Below are 14,041 nucleotides of genomic sequence, written 5' to 3' on the forward strand. Positions count from 1 at the left end.
TACAGACGATTACTCGCCATCCGTAAGGTTGTTCACATTCTCCGTCGTCTGGACATCCGACTGGACATCCGACTGGACGCCGGTCTCAGCCGACGGGACCTCAGCCGGCTGATTCACGGCCTCGTCATCGCCCGAGGCGGCATCGTCGTCCTTCTCCGCGTTCAGCGCGATCGAGATGATCTCGTCGCCCTTGTCGGGCTTGGCGAGCGTGACGCCCTGGGTGTTGCGGCCGGTGCGCTTGACCTCGGCCACGTCGGAGCGGATCACCTTGCCGGACTTCATGATGGCCATCACCTGATCGTCCTCGGACACGACGAGCGCGCCGACGAGCGATCCACGGCCCTCAGCCAGCTGCACGGCCTTGATGCCGAGGCCGTTGCGCCCCTGGAGACGGTACTCGCTGATCGCGGAGCGCTTGGCGAAGCCCTCGTTCGTGACGACGAGGAGGTCCTTGTCGGTGTCGCCCCACACGACGTCCATCGCGAGCAGCTCGTCGCCCTCGCGGAACTTCATGCCCTGCACGCCGGCGGTCTGGCGGCCCATAGGACGCAGCTGGTCGTCGTTCGCCTCGAACTTCAGGCTCATGCCCTGCCTAGAGACGAGGATGATGTCGTCCTCGGCGTTGCACAGCGCGGCTCCGATGACCTCGTCGGCGTTCTCGCCGTTCTCGTCGGCCATCAGTCGGATGGCGATGAGTCCGCCCTGACGCGGCGAATCGTACTCGGAGAGCGCGGTCTTCTTGACCTTGCCGGAGCGGGTGGCGAGCACCAGGTACTTGGTCACCTCGTAGTTCGGAATGGACAGCACGGCCTGGATGGTCTCGTCCGGACCGAACTGCAGCAGGTTCGCCACGTGCTGGCCCTTGGAGTCGCGCGATCCCTCGGGCAGCTCGTACGCCTTGATGCGGTACACGCGGCCCTTGTTGGTGAAGAACAGCAGCCAGTTGTGCGTCGAGGTGAGGAAGAAGTGGTCGACCACGTCGTCCTCGCGCAGCTTGGCGCCCTTGATGCCCTTGCCGCCGCGGTGCTGCGCGCGGTATTCGTCGGCCTTGGTGCGCTTGATGAAGCCGGAGTGCGTGACCGTGACAACCACGTTCTCCTCGGGGATCAGGTCCTCGTCGGTCATCTCTCCGGAGAACGGCAGGATGCGCGTGCGACGGTCGTCGCCGTACTTGGCGACGATCTCGTCGAGCTCCTCGCCGACGATCGTGCGCTGGCGTTCCGGCTTGGCGAGGATGTCGGCGTAGTCGGCGATACGACGCTGCAGCTCGTTGTGCTCGTCGATGATCTTCTGCGCCTCCATGTTGGCCAGTCGCACCAGCTGCATGGACAGGATCGCGTCGGCCTGCACCTGATCGATGTCGAGGAACTCCATGAGCTTGGGGCGGGCGTCCTCGCGTCCCTGGCTGGAACGGATGAGGCGGATGACCTCCTCGATGGCGTCGAGCGCCTTGAGCAGGCCCTGCAGGATGTGGTCGCGCTCCTCGGCCTCGCGCTTCAAGTACGCGGTGCGGCGGGCGATCACGTCGAGCTGGTGGGACACCCAGTGGCGCACGAACGCGTCGAGCGAGAGGGTGCGCGGCACGCCGTCGACGAGGGCGAGCATGTTCGCGCCGAACGTCTGCTGGAGCTGCGAGTGCTTGTACAGGTTGTTGAGCACGACCTTCGGCACGGCGTCGCGCTTGAGGACGAGCACGAGGCGCTGGCCGGTGCGGCCGGAGGTCTCGTCGCGCATGTCGGCGATGCCTTGGATCTTGCCATCGCGCACGGCCTCGCGAATCGAGACGACGAGACGGTCCGGGTTGACCTGGTACGGCAGCTCGGTGACCACGAGGCACATGCGCCCCTTGATCTCCTCGGTGTTGACCACGGCGCGCATCGTGATCAGTCCGCGGCCGGTGCGGTACGCCTGCTCGATGCCCTTGTGGCCGAGGATCGTGGCTCCGGTGGGGAAGTCCGGGCCTTTGATGCGGGCGATCAGGGCCTCGAGCAGCTCCTCGCGGCTCGCCTCGGGGTGCTCGAGCGCCCAGTGGACGCCGTCGGCGACCTCGCGCAGGTTGTGCGGCGGGATGTTGGTGGCCATGCCGACGGCGATGCCGGACGAGCCGTTGACCAGCAGGTTCGGGAAGCGCGAGGGGAGCACGGTCGGCTCCTCGGTCTTGCCGTCGTAGTTGGGCACGAAGTCGACGGTGTCCTTGTCGATGTCGCGCACCATCTCCATCGACAGCGGCGCCATGCGGCACTCGGTGTAACGCATGGCGGCGGCCGGATCGTCGCCGGGGGAGCCGAAGTTGCCCTGTCCGTCGACGAGCATGTAGCGCATCGACCACGACTGGGCCATGCGCACGAGGGTGTCGTAGATCGCGAAGTCGCCGTGCGGGTGGTACTTGCCCATCACGTCGCCGACGACGCGGGAGCACTTGTTGTAGCCGCGGTCGGGACGGTAGCCGCCGTCGTACATCGCGTAGATCACGCGGCGATGCACGGGCTTCAGGCCGTCTCGCACGTCCGGCAGGGCGCGGTCGACGATGACGCTCATCGCGTAGGCGAGGTAGGACTCGCGCATCTCGGCGCGCAGATCCTTGCGCTGGATACGTTCGCCGGTCATCAGGCCGTAGTCGGTGTTGTCGGCCTCCTGCGGGCTCAACGGCTCCATCGAGCCCTCGCCCGGATTCAGCTCCGGGTTCCCGGCGTTGTCGTCCGGGTTGATCGTGTTATTGGTTTCGTCTGCCACTTCTTAACATTCCTTTGTGACTGTGACTTCGAGCTTCGACTTCGCTGGATTCGTCAGATGTCTGACGGATCAGGCGTCGATCCAGGCGGCGTTGCGCGCGTTGCGCTGGATGAACAGACGACGCGGCTCGACCTCGTCGCCCATGAGCATCGAGAACGTCTCGTCGGCCGCAGCCGCGTCCTCGATCTGCACCTGCTTCAACACGCGATGCTCCGGATCCATGGTCGTCTCCCACAGCTCCTGATAGCTCATCTCACCCAGACCCTTGTAGCGCTGGATGCCTTCGCCCTTGGGCAGCTGGCGGCCCTTCTGCCTGCCTTCGGCGAGCACGCGGTCGCGCTCGGAGTCGGTGTACACGAAGTCGTGCGCGCCCTTGGTCCACTTGATGCGGTACAGCGGCGGCATGGCCACGTACACGTATCCGGCGGTGATCATCGGGCGCATGTAGCGGAAGAACAGCGTCAGGTTCAGCGTGGCGATATGCGCGCCGTCGACATCGGCATCGGCCATGATGATGACCTTGTGGTAGCGCACCTTCGACAGGTCGAAGTCCTCGCCGTAGCCGCCGCCGACCGCGGTGATCAGCGATTCGATGGTGTCGGACTTCATCATGCGGTCGAGGCTGGCGCGCTCGGTGTTGAGGATCTTGCCTCGAAGCGGCAGGATCGCCTGCGTGATCGGGTTGCGGCCCTGGATGGCGGAGCCGCCTGCCGAATCGCCCTCGACGATGAACAGCTCGCACTCCTCCGGATTGCTGGACTGGCAGTCCTTGAGCTTGTCCGGCATGCCGGCCGACTCGAAGATCGACTTGCGGCGCGTGTTCTCGCGCGCCTTCTTCGCGGCGATGCGCGCGCGGGACGCCTCGATCGCCTTCTGGATGATGTTCTTCGCCTCGCTCGGGTGGGCGTCGAGCCAGTCGCCGAGCTTGTCGGTCATCACACGCTGCACGAAGGTCTTCGCCTCGGAGTTGCCGAGCTTGGTCTTCGTCTGGCCTTCGAACTGCGGGTTGGTGAGCTTGACGGACACCACGGCCGTCAGGCCCTCGCGCACGTCGTCGCCAGAGAGGTTCTCGTCCTTGTCCTTGAGGATGCTCTTCTCACGCGCGTAGCGGTTGACGAGACCCGTCAGCGCCGCGCGGAAGCCCTCCTCGTGGGTGCCGCCCTCGGTGGTGGAGATCGTGTTGGCGAACGTGTGCACCGACTCGGAGTAGGCGGTGGTCCACTGCATCGCGATCTCGGCGGAGATGCCGAGCTTCAGATCCTCGGCGTCGAAGTTGATGACCTCGTCCTCGACCGGCGTCGACTTGCGCGACCTGACGAGGTAGGCGACGTAGTCCTGGATGCCGTTCGCGTACTGGTAGGTGACGGTCTCGTGGCGCACGCCGTCGGACTCGCCGTCACCGTCCTCGCCGGTGATCTCGTCGCCGGCCTGATCGGGCTGACGCAGATCCGTCAGGGTGATCCTGAGTCCCTTGTTGAGGAACGCCATCTGCTGGAAGCGGGCGCGCAGGGTCTCGAAGTCGTAGACCGTGGTCTCGAAGATCGCCGGATCCGCCCAGAACGTGACGGACGTGCCGGTCGACTCGTCCTCGCCCATCGGCTCGCCCTTGGCCAGGCGCGCGGTCGGGTGCTGGTTGATGTAGGTCTGCGTCCAGTGGAATCCCTGGCGACGCACCTCGATGTCGACGCGCGTGGACAGGGCGTTGACCACGGAGATGCCGACGCCGTGCAGACCGCCGGAGACCGCGTATCCGCCGCCGCCGAACTTGCCGCCGGCGTGCAGCTTGGTCATGACCGTCTCGACGCCGGAGATGCCTTCGCCGGGCACCTCGTCGACCGGGATGCCTCGACCGTCGTCGACGACGCGGATGCCGTTGTCCGGCAGGATCGACACCTCGATGTGGCTGGCGTAGCCGGCGAGCGCCTCGTCGACGGAGTTGTCGACGATCTCGTAGACGAGGTGGTGCAGGCCGCGCGGACCCGTAGAACCGATGTACATGCCCGGGCGGATGCGTACCGCCTCGAGGCCTTCGAGCACCTTGAGATCGGAGGCGTCGTAGTGCTCGGGGGTCATCGACTCGTCAAGCTCGCCTTCCTGCAATTCGGTGTTGTTGATATGTTCGTCCGCGGCCTTGAGCTGTTCTTCCTTGCTCTCGGCTTTGTCCAACGAATCCGCCACAGGGCTTCCTCCTGCAATTTCACTTCACGCGAAGGGTTGTTTCGCGGGTCCTTGCCCCAAAATCGCATTCTAAGGGGTCTTGGAGCGTTTTGACCATACTGCATGTGATTCTACTCGTCTTTACCGACGAACGCCATATATGAGGCATATGGACTTCGCACGCAGCGAGGGCGACCACCGCTACTTCCGGTTGCGCACCCAGCGCCGGTTGTATCCGGCGGTCGGCCCGACCACGCGGATGTCGCGGATGTCGAGTCCCTCGAGGCTGCCGCGGATCTTCTCGTTGAGCTGCGGGATGAGGTAGGTCAGCTGCGTGGCCCATACGGGCGATTCGGTGCCGATGGTGAGCACGCCGTCCCTGAACGCGACGACGTGCGAATGCTGCGCAACGAGCGGGCCGACGACCTGGTCCCAGTGGTTGTTGAGCTGGGAGATCTTGAGGTGGGGGATCCACTTGCCGTCTCTGGCGATCAGGTTCGCGACGCCGCCGAGCCTCGCCGGGTCGCGTCCGGGCTTGCCGAAGCTCTCCCAGGCCTTTTCGGCCTCCTCGGCCCAGTGCCGGCGCGCGTCCTCGCGTGACGCGTAGCCTTCGAAGACCTTTGCGGGCAGTTCGCGCGGGTCGAGTTTGAGGGTCAGGGCGATCGGCGGCTTCATCGCGCGTCCTTCCGCGCCAGCAGGGCGGCGACGTCGATGATGTTCGCCTTCGCGCCGTCGCCGTCGATGCCGCCGGGGATGTCGCCCGCCGCGGCCGCGGTGATGAGCACCTGGTCCTGTTGGGACGCGAAGTCGAGGATCTGCGTCCTGCGTGACTCGTCCAGCTGCGCGAACACATCGTCGAGGATGACGATCGGTCTGACGCCGCGATCGGCGGTGACGGCCTCGAACAGCGCCATCCTCAGGGCCAGCGCCATCGTCCACATCTCGCCGTTGGAGGCGAAGTCGCGCGCGGGCATGCCGTCGAGCGTGATGGCGAGGTCGTCGCGCTGCGGTCCGATCAGGTTGATGCCGCGGGCGATCTCCCCGGCGTACAGGCGCTGGAAGTGCGTCGAGATCGCGGGTCTCGGATCGCCCTGACCGGCGTCGGCCACCTCCGTGAACGACGGCGCGTAGGCGAGTCCCGCCGCGCCTCTGCCGGACGCCAGTCGCGCGTAGATCGAGGCGAACGGCGCGGCGAGACGCTCCATGATCCGCATGCGCACGCGGGTCAGGGCGACGCCGGCCTCGATGAACTGGCCGGTCCACACCTCCAGCCCGCTCAGTGCCGCGTCGGGCGAACCCGCGTGGGCGCCGAGCTGCTTCAGCAGGGCGGCGCGCTGGCGGGCGATGCGCGTGAACTGCTGGATCATGTCGGCGTAGCGGGGCACGAGCAGCGCGCCGGCCTGGTCGAGGAACGTGCGGCGGGTTGCGGGCTCGCCCGAGACGAGCCGCTGGTCGTCCGGGGTGAACGAGACCGAGGGGACGAGTCCGACGATGTCGCGCAGGTAGCGCGAGGCGCCGGAGTTGATGCGGGCGCGGTTCGCGCCGCGGGTCGCGATCGTCGCCTCATACGTGGTGACGCGCGGTTCGGGCCGATCGTCGCCGGTGACACCCGGATCCGCGTCACCGGCATTCTCGACGACGTTGGCGCGGATCGTGGCCTTGGATTCGCCGCGTTCGACGAGCGGCAGGGAGGAGGAGGTGCGGTGGCTGGAGCCGGTGGAGAGCACCTCGATGGCCTCGACGATGTTGGTCTTGCCGAGGCCGTTCTCGCCGTGCAGCACGTTCACGCCGGGTTCGAGATCGACTACGAGCGACTCCCAGGAGCGGTAGTGGTCGAGTGCGAGGCGGGAGATGTACACGGGAAAATCCTTGGTTCCTTGGTTAAAAAGTTTTCCCCGACTTTCGCATTTTGCGAAAATCTGCGAAATAAGTGCGAAAGTCAGGCGTCGGATGCAGTTTCAGCTGTTGAAGCGCATCGGCACGAGCAGGTAGCGGTAGTCCATCGACTCGTCGGAGTCCGACTCCTGCTGGCCGTTGAACTCGACCGGCTTGACCGGGGTCGTCATCTTCATGCGCACGAACGGCTCGGTGATCGCGGACAGGCCCTCGATCAGGTAGCTCGGGTTGAACGCGACGGTGATCTCATCGCCATCCATATCGATGTCAAGCGTTTCGATGGCCTGCGCCTCGTCGACCGCGCCGGCGGACAGCGTCAGCTCCTGGCCGGAGAAGGCCATGCGGATCGGCGCGTTGCGCTCGGCGACCAGTGCGACTCGCTTGATCGCATCGATCAGCAACGTCCTGTTGATGATCGCCTGGATCGGGTACTCGTCGGCGAACAGGCGATCGACCGCCGGGAACTCGCCGTCGATCAGCTGCGAGGTCGAAGTGCGGCCGGCGTTTTCAAAACCAAGCAACGACGGGCTTTCCGTGTCGAAATCGAGGACCACGTTCTGGTGTTCGTCGAGGGAGCGGGCCACATCGCGCAGCAGGGAGCCGCGCACCAGAGTCGTGGTGTTCACGTTCTCGTCCTGCGGGGTCCAGGTGAAGCTGGCACGCGACAGGCGGAAGCGGTCGGTCGAGGTCATGATCACCTTGTCGCCGTCGAACTGCATGCGCACGCCGGTGAGAACCGGGCGATTCTCCTCGCGGGAGACCGCGACGCACGCCTGGGCGACCGCCTGCACGAAGGTCGGCGCGTCGACCTGGCCCAGTTTCGGCGGAATTCCGGGCAGATCGGGGTATTCGGCGGCCGGCATCAGCTGCAGGGTGAACGTCGACTTGCCCGACGTGATCGTCATCGTCGACTCGTTCGTCGCGAGGTAGGTCTTCTCCGCGGGCAGCGATTTGGTGATGTCGGCGAGCAGCTTGCCCAGAACGAGCACCGCACCGGACTCGTCGACGCCGGCCTCGATGTGGTGACGGGCCGAGATCTCGTAGTTGAACGCCGAGAGCTGCAGCGTTCCGTCGATCGCTTCGAGCTTGATGCCTGCCAGAATCGGATTGGAGGGACGCGTGTCGATGACGCGAGTGGTCCAGGCCACTGCGTCCGCAAGCGCGGCGGAGTTGATTTCTACCTTCATGGGTGCCTCTTTCGTCTGATGCTTGGGTTGCTGTACGCATGCGTACCGTCGCGTGCGCATCGGTTTGTCAACTGCGATTCATTCTAGCCGCGGGTTTCGTGCCCCACTTTCGGGCGCTCGCTTCGCTCGCTCAAAAGTGGGGCAGAGGATTACGATCAGAAAAAGAGAACGTAAGTAATCGTCGTAATAAGGGCTGTGGATAGTGTGGAAAAGTGGGGCGACGCGTTCCGGCGCTTGGTGTCCCACTATGGCGCCGATTGTGGATAACTGGTGCCAGGTGCTGTGGATAACTTATCGACTTATCCACAGCCACCGGCTCGAGAGTGGGTCATCCACATTCGAGGCCTTGTTTCCCACAGGTTATCCACATCGAAATGAGGACTAATCCACGGGTTCTCCACCGATGTTACCCACATTTGTGAATAACTATGTGGATAACTTTTCTTCGATTCTACGCGATCATCGGAGTGTTGCGACGCATTTTCGACTGGGAGAATCGTTCCTGACGATCATTTTTCGCGTTTTTCGCAGGTTTCGACGTTGAAGCGCGAAAAACGTTCGCCACAAACGCTTCAGATGGACGAGGCGCGAACCGGCCGGACCGTCCCGAAGCACGATTTCGGCATACGATCCCCCGATTTGTGGGGACTCCGGCGACTGGGGGGAGAGGGAATACAGAGCCCCCACTGCCGCGCAGGCTAGGCTGGCCCCCTCTGACGAGGGGGCTGTCGGCGAAGCCGACTGGGGGAGAGACCACCCGCGAAGGCGGGCTATCCCCTTACTGTCGCAGGTCGGAATTGCCCTGCTTGAGGCGCACGGTCAGCTGCATCACGTAGTTGTAGACCTCCTGACGCTCCTGCATCTCGTTGCTGATGCGGTCGCAGGCGTGCATCACCGTGGTATGGTCCTTGCCGCCGAACACCTTGCCGATGTCGACGAGGCTCAGACTGGTCATCTCGCGCGTCAGGTACATCGCCACCTGGCGTGCGATCGCGATGTTCTTCATGCGCGACTTGCCGGTGATGTCCTCGAACGTCAGATGGAAGTAGCGCGCCACCTGACTGATGATGTCGGTGGGCTTGACCTCCACGTCGGTGGTGAAGAAGTCCTGCAGCGTCTGCTCGGCCATCGCGCGCGTGACCGGCTGATTGCTCAGCGCGGCGACCGCGGTGACTCGGGTCAGCGCGCCCTCAAGCTCGCGGATGTTCTCGGTGAATCGCTCGGCGATCAGATCGAGCACATCGTTGGGGATGTTGCTGTGGTTCGTCGAGGCCATCATGCGCAGGATCGCGATGCGGGTCTCCAAGTCCGGCGGCTTGACGTCGACGGTGAGACCGGAGTCGAAGCGCGAGATCAGACGAGCCTCGAAGCCCTTCAGGTTCTTCGGCGCGACATCGGAGGCGATGACGATGCGCTTGTTCGCCTGATGCAGCGCGTTGAACGTGTGGAAGAACTGCTCTAGGGTGGCCTCCTTGCCGCCGAGGAACTGGATGTCGTCGATGAGCAGGACGTCGACCTCGCGGTAGCGCCGGTTGAACTCGGCGATCTGACCCTGCGACTGGTTCGGATTCTGCAGCGCCTCGATGAACTCGTTGGTGAACTCCTCCGAGTTGACGTAGCGGACCTTCAGGGTTGGGTCCTTGACGAGCGCGTAGTTGCCGATCGCGTTGAGCAGGTGGGTCTTGCCCAGACCGGATCCGCCGTAGATACACAGCGGGTTGAAGTCGCGGCCGGATCCCTCGGCCACGGCGAGGGCCACCGTACGGGCGAAACGGTTGGAATCGCCGGGCACGAACGTATCGAACGTCGCGTTCTTGTTGAGATGCGTCTGCGGATCCTGCGCCACGCGGTTGCTGCTGATCGGATACTCGGGACGGGTCGGGGCCGTGTTCTGCGTGGCGATCGGTCCGGGCATGTTCGCCGGCATGTCGGCGGGCACGTGGGGGACCGGACCTCCCGCGCCGAACGGTTCGTGCGACAGTTCCGACACGGTCTGCGGTCGCTGCGGGATCGTCGCGGTGGCGGATCGGCCGGATCGCGCGGTCTTCGCGATCTTGACGGTCGAACCGTGCGATTTCGCGGACTTGCGCTTGACGATCTTGAACGCCGGCGTCATCTCCTCGCCGGTGACCATGTGCAGCGCGTCGAGCAGCGGCTGGTTGAGCTCGTTCTCCAACGCCTGGCGCGTGCCGGTGTTCTCCACGCACAGCACGATCGTCGTGCCGAAGATCGCCTCCGGGTACACGCCCTCGAACCAGCCTCGGTCGCGGGCGGACAGCGTCTTGTTGTGCTTGAGCAGCGACAGCGTGTCGGACCAGATGCGATTGGCGTGTGCGACGGGGTCGTTCGACTGCGCGGCCATACCTGTTCCTCCTGTCCCGCTCGAAACGAATAAAGTGCGGACCCTATTGTTACTCATATGCCGGGAGTTATCCACAGGCTTGCGTGTTGCAATCACTGGATTGTGAATAACATCCGTGTAATTTGTGGATAACTTTTCTCCGTCGATCGGCGTCATTGCAACGTTTCGCCATGAATGAACGGCGGAAGGCCGCCGGACGAATTGTGAATGAAATGCCTCCGTGTTGACGTTGGGGGAGGGGTGAGGGTAGTTTGGTATAGCTTGACTCACGTGAGAGCCGCGCGTCAGCGCGGCCGAAAGACCTAGGAGCAATTATGAAGAGGACCTTCCAGCCTAACAACCGTCGTCGTCACATGAAGCACGGCTTCCGTACGCGCATGCGCACCCGTTCCGGCCGCGCTCTGATCAACCGTCGCCGCGCCAAGGGCCGCAAGACCCTGTCCGCCTGATTTCCGATTCGACGGCAGTAACGCAAGTGGAACGGCTGAAAAGCCACAGCGAATTCGTCGCGGTGCTCAAACGCCGCCACAAGGTATCCCGTAACGACATCGTCGTGCACTATCTGGTGCGCGACGATTCGTATACGAAGGGGGTTGTGGCTCCGGAGGACCGCAGGCTGGGGCTTGCCGTATCCAAATCGGTCGGACACGCCGTCACCCGTAATACGGTCAAACGTCGTTTCCGAGTGTTGGCCGCGAAATACGAGGATCGCCTCCCCGTTGGGGTCGATGTCGTGGTTCGCGCGAAACCATCGGCCGCGCAGGCGTCGTTCCAGTCGTTGGACGGACAGATGGCGGCATGCTTCGCGTCGATCGCGAATCGAATCGACGGAGCCGGTGGGGCTGACCGCGCCGGACAGGGGCGATGAGCCGGTGATGTGCCGGTGATGGCCGTCGGTGAGTTGATGGTGCGCGCGGTGCGCTGGTACCAGCGTCATTTCTCCGCGCATCGTGCCGTGCCATGTTGTCGGTACTATCCGAGTTGCTCGAACTATGCCATTGAGGCGATCGAGCGATTCGGTGCATGCCGTGGGGGACTCCTCGCCGTGCTGCGCCTGTTGCGCTGCCGGCCGTGGAGCAGGGGTGGCATCGACGACGTACCGCAACGGTTTTCCGTGTTCTATCGGTTCTCGTGGTCGAAGGCCCACGAGGAACCGCGGTTGACGCCGCTGCCGGATGACGAAGTTAAGGATTCCGTACGATGATTAATCAAGATCAATTCCTTCTGGACTCGGGCTTCTGGGGTTGGATGTATAAGATTCTGACTCCGATCGAGTGGCTCATGACGCAGATCATGAACATCTTCCACGAGTTCCTGTCGCTGTTCATGCCGCGTATCGGCGTGTCATGGGTGCTGTCGATCATCTTCCTGGTGCTTGTCGTGCATGCGTGCATCTTCCCCATCTACTACAAGCAGATGAAGTCGATGCGCAAGATGCAGGCGATCCAGCCGAAGATGATGCGCATCCAGAACAAGTACAAGGGCAAGACGGATCAGGCCAGCAAGGAGGCCATGAGCCGTGAGATGATGAAGCTCTACCAGGACAACGACGCGAACCCCGCCGGTTCGTGCCTGCCGTTGCTGGTGCAGGGCCCCGTGTTCATGTGCATGTTCTATACGCTGTCCGCCATTCCGTTCATCGCCCGTGGCAAGCGCGCCGCGCTGGGTGCATTCGACGTGGCCACCGCCAAGGAGTTCGCGCAGTCCAAGGTGTTCGGTCTGGTGAGCGTCACCGACGTCTTCGGCACAGCCGACATCACCGGCAAGGTGATCATCGGCGTCTTCGTCGTGCTGATGATCGCCTGCATGGTCTTCATGCAGTGGATCAACATGAAGAAGAACATGAACCCGGCTACGATGACCGGCCAGGCTGCCACCATGCAGAAGACGATGCTGTGGATCTTCCCGCTCATGTACGTCTTCTCCGGTGCGACCATGCCGTTCGCCGTGCTGGTCTACTGGCTGACGAACAACGTCTGCAACCTGCTGCGCACGTTCTGGCAGATGTACGCGTTCCCGACTCCAGGCTCGCCCGCCGCGGACGCCAAGGAGATCCGTGACCACAAGCGTGAGAACGAGCGTCGCGCCAAGGCCGGGCAGATGTCCCTCGAGGAGGAGGAGCTGCAGAAGGCCAAGGAGGATGCCGAGCGCAAGGTGAACGAGGGATACCAGCGTCAGCAGCCGCAGCGCAAGCGCAAGAAGAAGTAGCGGTACGCCGAAGCGGTGTGCTTGCATAACTGAATAACTGAGTAAGTGAGGCCCGGTGGTTCGCGTGGAACACTGGCATGATGCATGGCATATGCATGCGTTGTGTTTCACGTGAAACGCCATACGGTGTTCGGATCGGTTTCACGTGAAACCATCGGGCCGCACGAGCGCCGTTTCACAACGTAGGAAATGGTGCCGTGGGATTAGACTTGAAACCAATACCCCTGTAAGAAGGAGAACACTATGGCCTTGGATGACGATAAGACGGTGGACCAGCTCAACGATGAGGCCGACATCGCCGCCGATTACCTTGAAGGTCTGCTGGACATCGCCGACTATGAAGGCGATATCGAGATGGGCGTGCGCAACGGTCGGCCGATGGTGCAGATCGTCGCTGACGATGACACCGACATCAAGCACCTCATCGGGCGCAATGGTGAAGTGGTCGATGCGCTGCAGCAGCTCACTCGTCTCGCCGTGCAGCAGAAGACCGGCGAGCGTTCGCGTCTGATCGTGGACGTCGACGGATTCCTCAAGCGCAAGCGTCAGCGTCTGCACGACATCGCCCTCGACGCGATCGACGAGGTGAAGGAGACCGGCGAGCCGGTCGATCTGAAGCCGATGAACTCCTTCGAACGCAAGGTCATCCACGATGTGGTTCGGGAGGAGGGACTGCGTTCCCGTTCGCATGGCGAGGAGCCGCGCCGTTACGTCACCGTCTATCTGCGCGCCAACGCAAGTGCGGATGATGTCGATGACGACGATGTCGAGGAGACGGGCGAGGAGTGACGCGGCGAGGACTTGGCTATGAGTAGAGGAGCATGATGGCTGATCAACTTGACGGTTCGCCGATCCTTGAGGAGGTGCTCGGCGACGCCTTGGAGCCTCTCAAGGTGTTTCACGTGAAACTTGCCGAGGAGGGGGAGCCGCGCGGTCTGATCGGTCCGCGCGATGTCGACATCATCTGGGAGCGGCACATCCTCAACTCCGCGGCCATCGTGCCGTATGTGCGTGAAGCGACGGAGGGTATGCGATTCAAGAGCGTGGCCGACGTCGGCAGTGGCGGTGGATTCCCCGGTCTGGTCGCCGCCGCATGCCTTCCCGATCACGAGTTCACGCTGATCGAGCCGATGGAACGTCGTGTGGCCTGGCTTGCCGAATGCGTCGACGAGATGAAGCTTGAGAACGTGCGGATCGAGCGTGCGCGTTCTGAGGAGGTCATCGCCGCAATGCGCAAGCGCCGCGACATGCGTCCGTTCGCCGTGGTCACCTGCCGTGCAGTCGCTCCGATGACCAAACTATCCGGATGGACGTTGCCGCTGCTCAAGACGCAGGGGCGGTTGGTGGCGTTGAAGGGCCGCTCCGCTCAGGCCGAAATCGACAAGGCGGCGAAGGAGATCGCGAAGCGTCATGGTGTGAATCCGCGGGTGGTCGAGGCTCAGGTCGGCCCCGGTTTGGAGCCTACGCACGTGGTGCTGGTGGATAAGCGCTGAAGGAC

12 protein-coding genes are annotated in these 14,041 nt (G+C 63.5%); 6 read left to right on the forward strand and 6 right to left on the reverse strand.

All coding sequences use genetic code 11. The annotated features are described in order from the left end of the window. Positions 1 to 9 precede the first annotated feature (9 nt). The 6 genes from gyrA to dnaA all read right to left on the reverse strand — a co-directional run bounded on the left by gyrA (position 10) and on the right by dnaA (position 10,491). Positions 10 to 2,733, reverse strand: coding sequence for a DNA gyrase subunit A (gyrA, locus tag BCAL_RS09390; protein ID WP_043166259.1), 2,724 nt, complete (start codon positions 2,731 to 2,733; stop codon positions 10 to 12). A 69-nt stretch (positions 2,734 to 2,802) separates the two neighbouring features. After that, positions 2,803 to 4,911, reverse strand: a complete 2,109-nt coding sequence (gene gyrB, locus BCAL_RS09395) for a DNA topoisomerase (ATP-hydrolyzing) subunit B (RefSeq protein ID WP_420796828.1) — start codon at positions 4,909 to 4,911, stop codon at positions 2,803 to 2,805. 180 nt (positions 4,912 to 5,091) lie between these two features. Further along, the gene (locus tag BCAL_RS09400) at positions 5,092 to 5,565 is read right to left on the reverse strand and encodes a DciA family protein (protein ID WP_043166255.1); all 474 of its coding nucleotides are present in this window, start codon (positions 5,563 to 5,565) and stop codon (positions 5,092 to 5,094) included. After that, on the reverse strand, positions 5,562 to 6,749 hold the full coding sequence (gene recF, locus BCAL_RS09405) for a DNA replication/repair protein RecF (protein WP_043166253.1): 1,188 nt from the start codon (positions 6,747 to 6,749) through the stop codon (positions 5,562 to 5,564). Before recF ends, BCAL_RS09400 begins: the two co-directional genes overlap by 4 nt. Positions 6,750 to 6,848: 99 nt before the next feature. Beyond that, a complete protein-coding gene (gene dnaN / locus BCAL_RS09410) occupies positions 6,849 to 7,973 on the reverse strand; it encodes a DNA polymerase III subunit beta (protein ID WP_043166251.1) in 1,125 nt (374 codons plus the stop codon). Positions 7,974 to 8,751: 778 nt separating this feature from the next. Beyond that, positions 8,752 to 10,491 (reverse strand): chromosomal replication initiator protein DnaA, encoded by a 1,740-nt coding sequence (gene dnaA, locus BCAL_RS09415; protein WP_420796829.1) that lies wholly within the window; start codon positions 10,489 to 10,491, stop codon positions 8,752 to 8,754. A gap of 158 nt (positions 10,492 to 10,649) precedes the next feature. Between dnaA and rpmH the strand changes: the two genes are divergently transcribed. From rpmH to rsmG, 6 genes are all read left to right on the forward strand, one after another. Next, complete coding sequence (gene rpmH / locus BCAL_RS09420) at positions 10,650 to 10,784, forward strand: 50S ribosomal protein L34 (protein ID WP_043166247.1); 135 nt, start codon at positions 10,650 to 10,652, stop codon at positions 10,782 to 10,784. Positions 10,785 to 10,810: 26 nt separating this feature from the next. Beyond that, on the forward strand, positions 10,811 to 11,203 hold the full coding sequence (gene rnpA / locus BCAL_RS09425; protein WP_043166245.1) for a ribonuclease P protein component: 393 nt from the start codon (positions 10,811 to 10,813) through the stop codon (positions 11,201 to 11,203). A gap of 36 nt (positions 11,204 to 11,239) precedes the next feature. Continuing rightward, positions 11,240 to 11,539, forward strand: a complete 300-nt coding sequence (gene yidD / locus BCAL_RS12855; RefSeq protein WP_081887411.1) for a membrane protein insertion efficiency factor YidD — start codon at positions 11,240 to 11,242, stop codon at positions 11,537 to 11,539. Beyond that, complete coding sequence (gene yidC, locus BCAL_RS09430) at positions 11,536 to 12,543, forward strand: membrane protein insertase YidC (protein WP_043166243.1); 1,008 nt, start codon at positions 11,536 to 11,538, stop codon at positions 12,541 to 12,543. Before yidD ends, yidC begins: the two co-directional genes overlap by 4 nt. 243 nt (positions 12,544 to 12,786) lie before the next feature. Further along, positions 12,787 to 13,332 carry a Jag family protein gene (locus BCAL_RS09435; protein ID WP_043166241.1) on the forward strand — a complete coding sequence of 182 codons (546 nt, stop codon included), beginning with the start codon at positions 12,787 to 12,789 and terminating at the stop codon, positions 13,330 to 13,332. A 35-nt stretch (positions 13,333 to 13,367) separates the two neighbouring features. Further along, the gene (gene rsmG / locus BCAL_RS09440) at positions 13,368 to 14,036 is read left to right on the forward strand and encodes a 16S rRNA (guanine(527)-N(7))-methyltransferase RsmG (RefSeq protein ID WP_043166240.1); all 669 of its coding nucleotides are present in this window, start codon (positions 13,368 to 13,370) and stop codon (positions 14,034 to 14,036) included. Positions 14,037 to 14,041 lie beyond the last annotated feature (5 nt).

The sequence above is a fragment of the Bifidobacterium callitrichos DSM 23973 genome (assembly GCF_000741175.1).
Classification (GTDB): domain Bacteria; phylum Actinomycetota; class Actinomycetes; order Actinomycetales; family Bifidobacteriaceae; genus Bifidobacterium; species Bifidobacterium callitrichos.

Excerpts from the sequence above, each read along its gene's own strand:
- BCAL_RS09400 (WP_043166255.1), bottom strand. The coding sequence starts at position 5,565 with ATGAAGCCGCCGATCGCCCTGACCCTCAAACTCGACCCGCGCGAACTG.
- dnaN (WP_043166251.1), bottom strand. The coding sequence starts at position 7,973 with ATGAAGGTAGAAATCAACTCCGCCGCGCTTGCGGACGCAGTGGCCTGG.
- dnaA (WP_420796829.1), bottom strand. The coding sequence starts at position 10,491 with ATGACGCCGATCGACGGAGAAAAGTTATCCACAAATTACACGGATGTT.
- rpmH (WP_043166247.1), top strand. The coding sequence starts at position 10,650 with ATGAAGAGGACCTTCCAGCCTAACAACCGTCGTCGTCACATGAAGCAC.
- yidD (WP_081887411.1), top strand. The coding sequence starts at position 11,240 with ATGGTGCGCGCGGTGCGCTGGTACCAGCGTCATTTCTCCGCGCATCGT.
- yidC (WP_043166243.1), top strand. The coding sequence starts at position 11,536 with ATGATTAATCAAGATCAATTCCTTCTGGACTCGGGCTTCTGGGGTTGG.
- BCAL_RS09435 (WP_043166241.1), top strand. The coding sequence starts at position 12,787 with ATGGCCTTGGATGACGATAAGACGGTGGACCAGCTCAACGATGAGGCC.
- rsmG (WP_043166240.1), top strand. The coding sequence starts at position 13,368 with ATGGCTGATCAACTTGACGGTTCGCCGATCCTTGAGGAGGTGCTCGGC.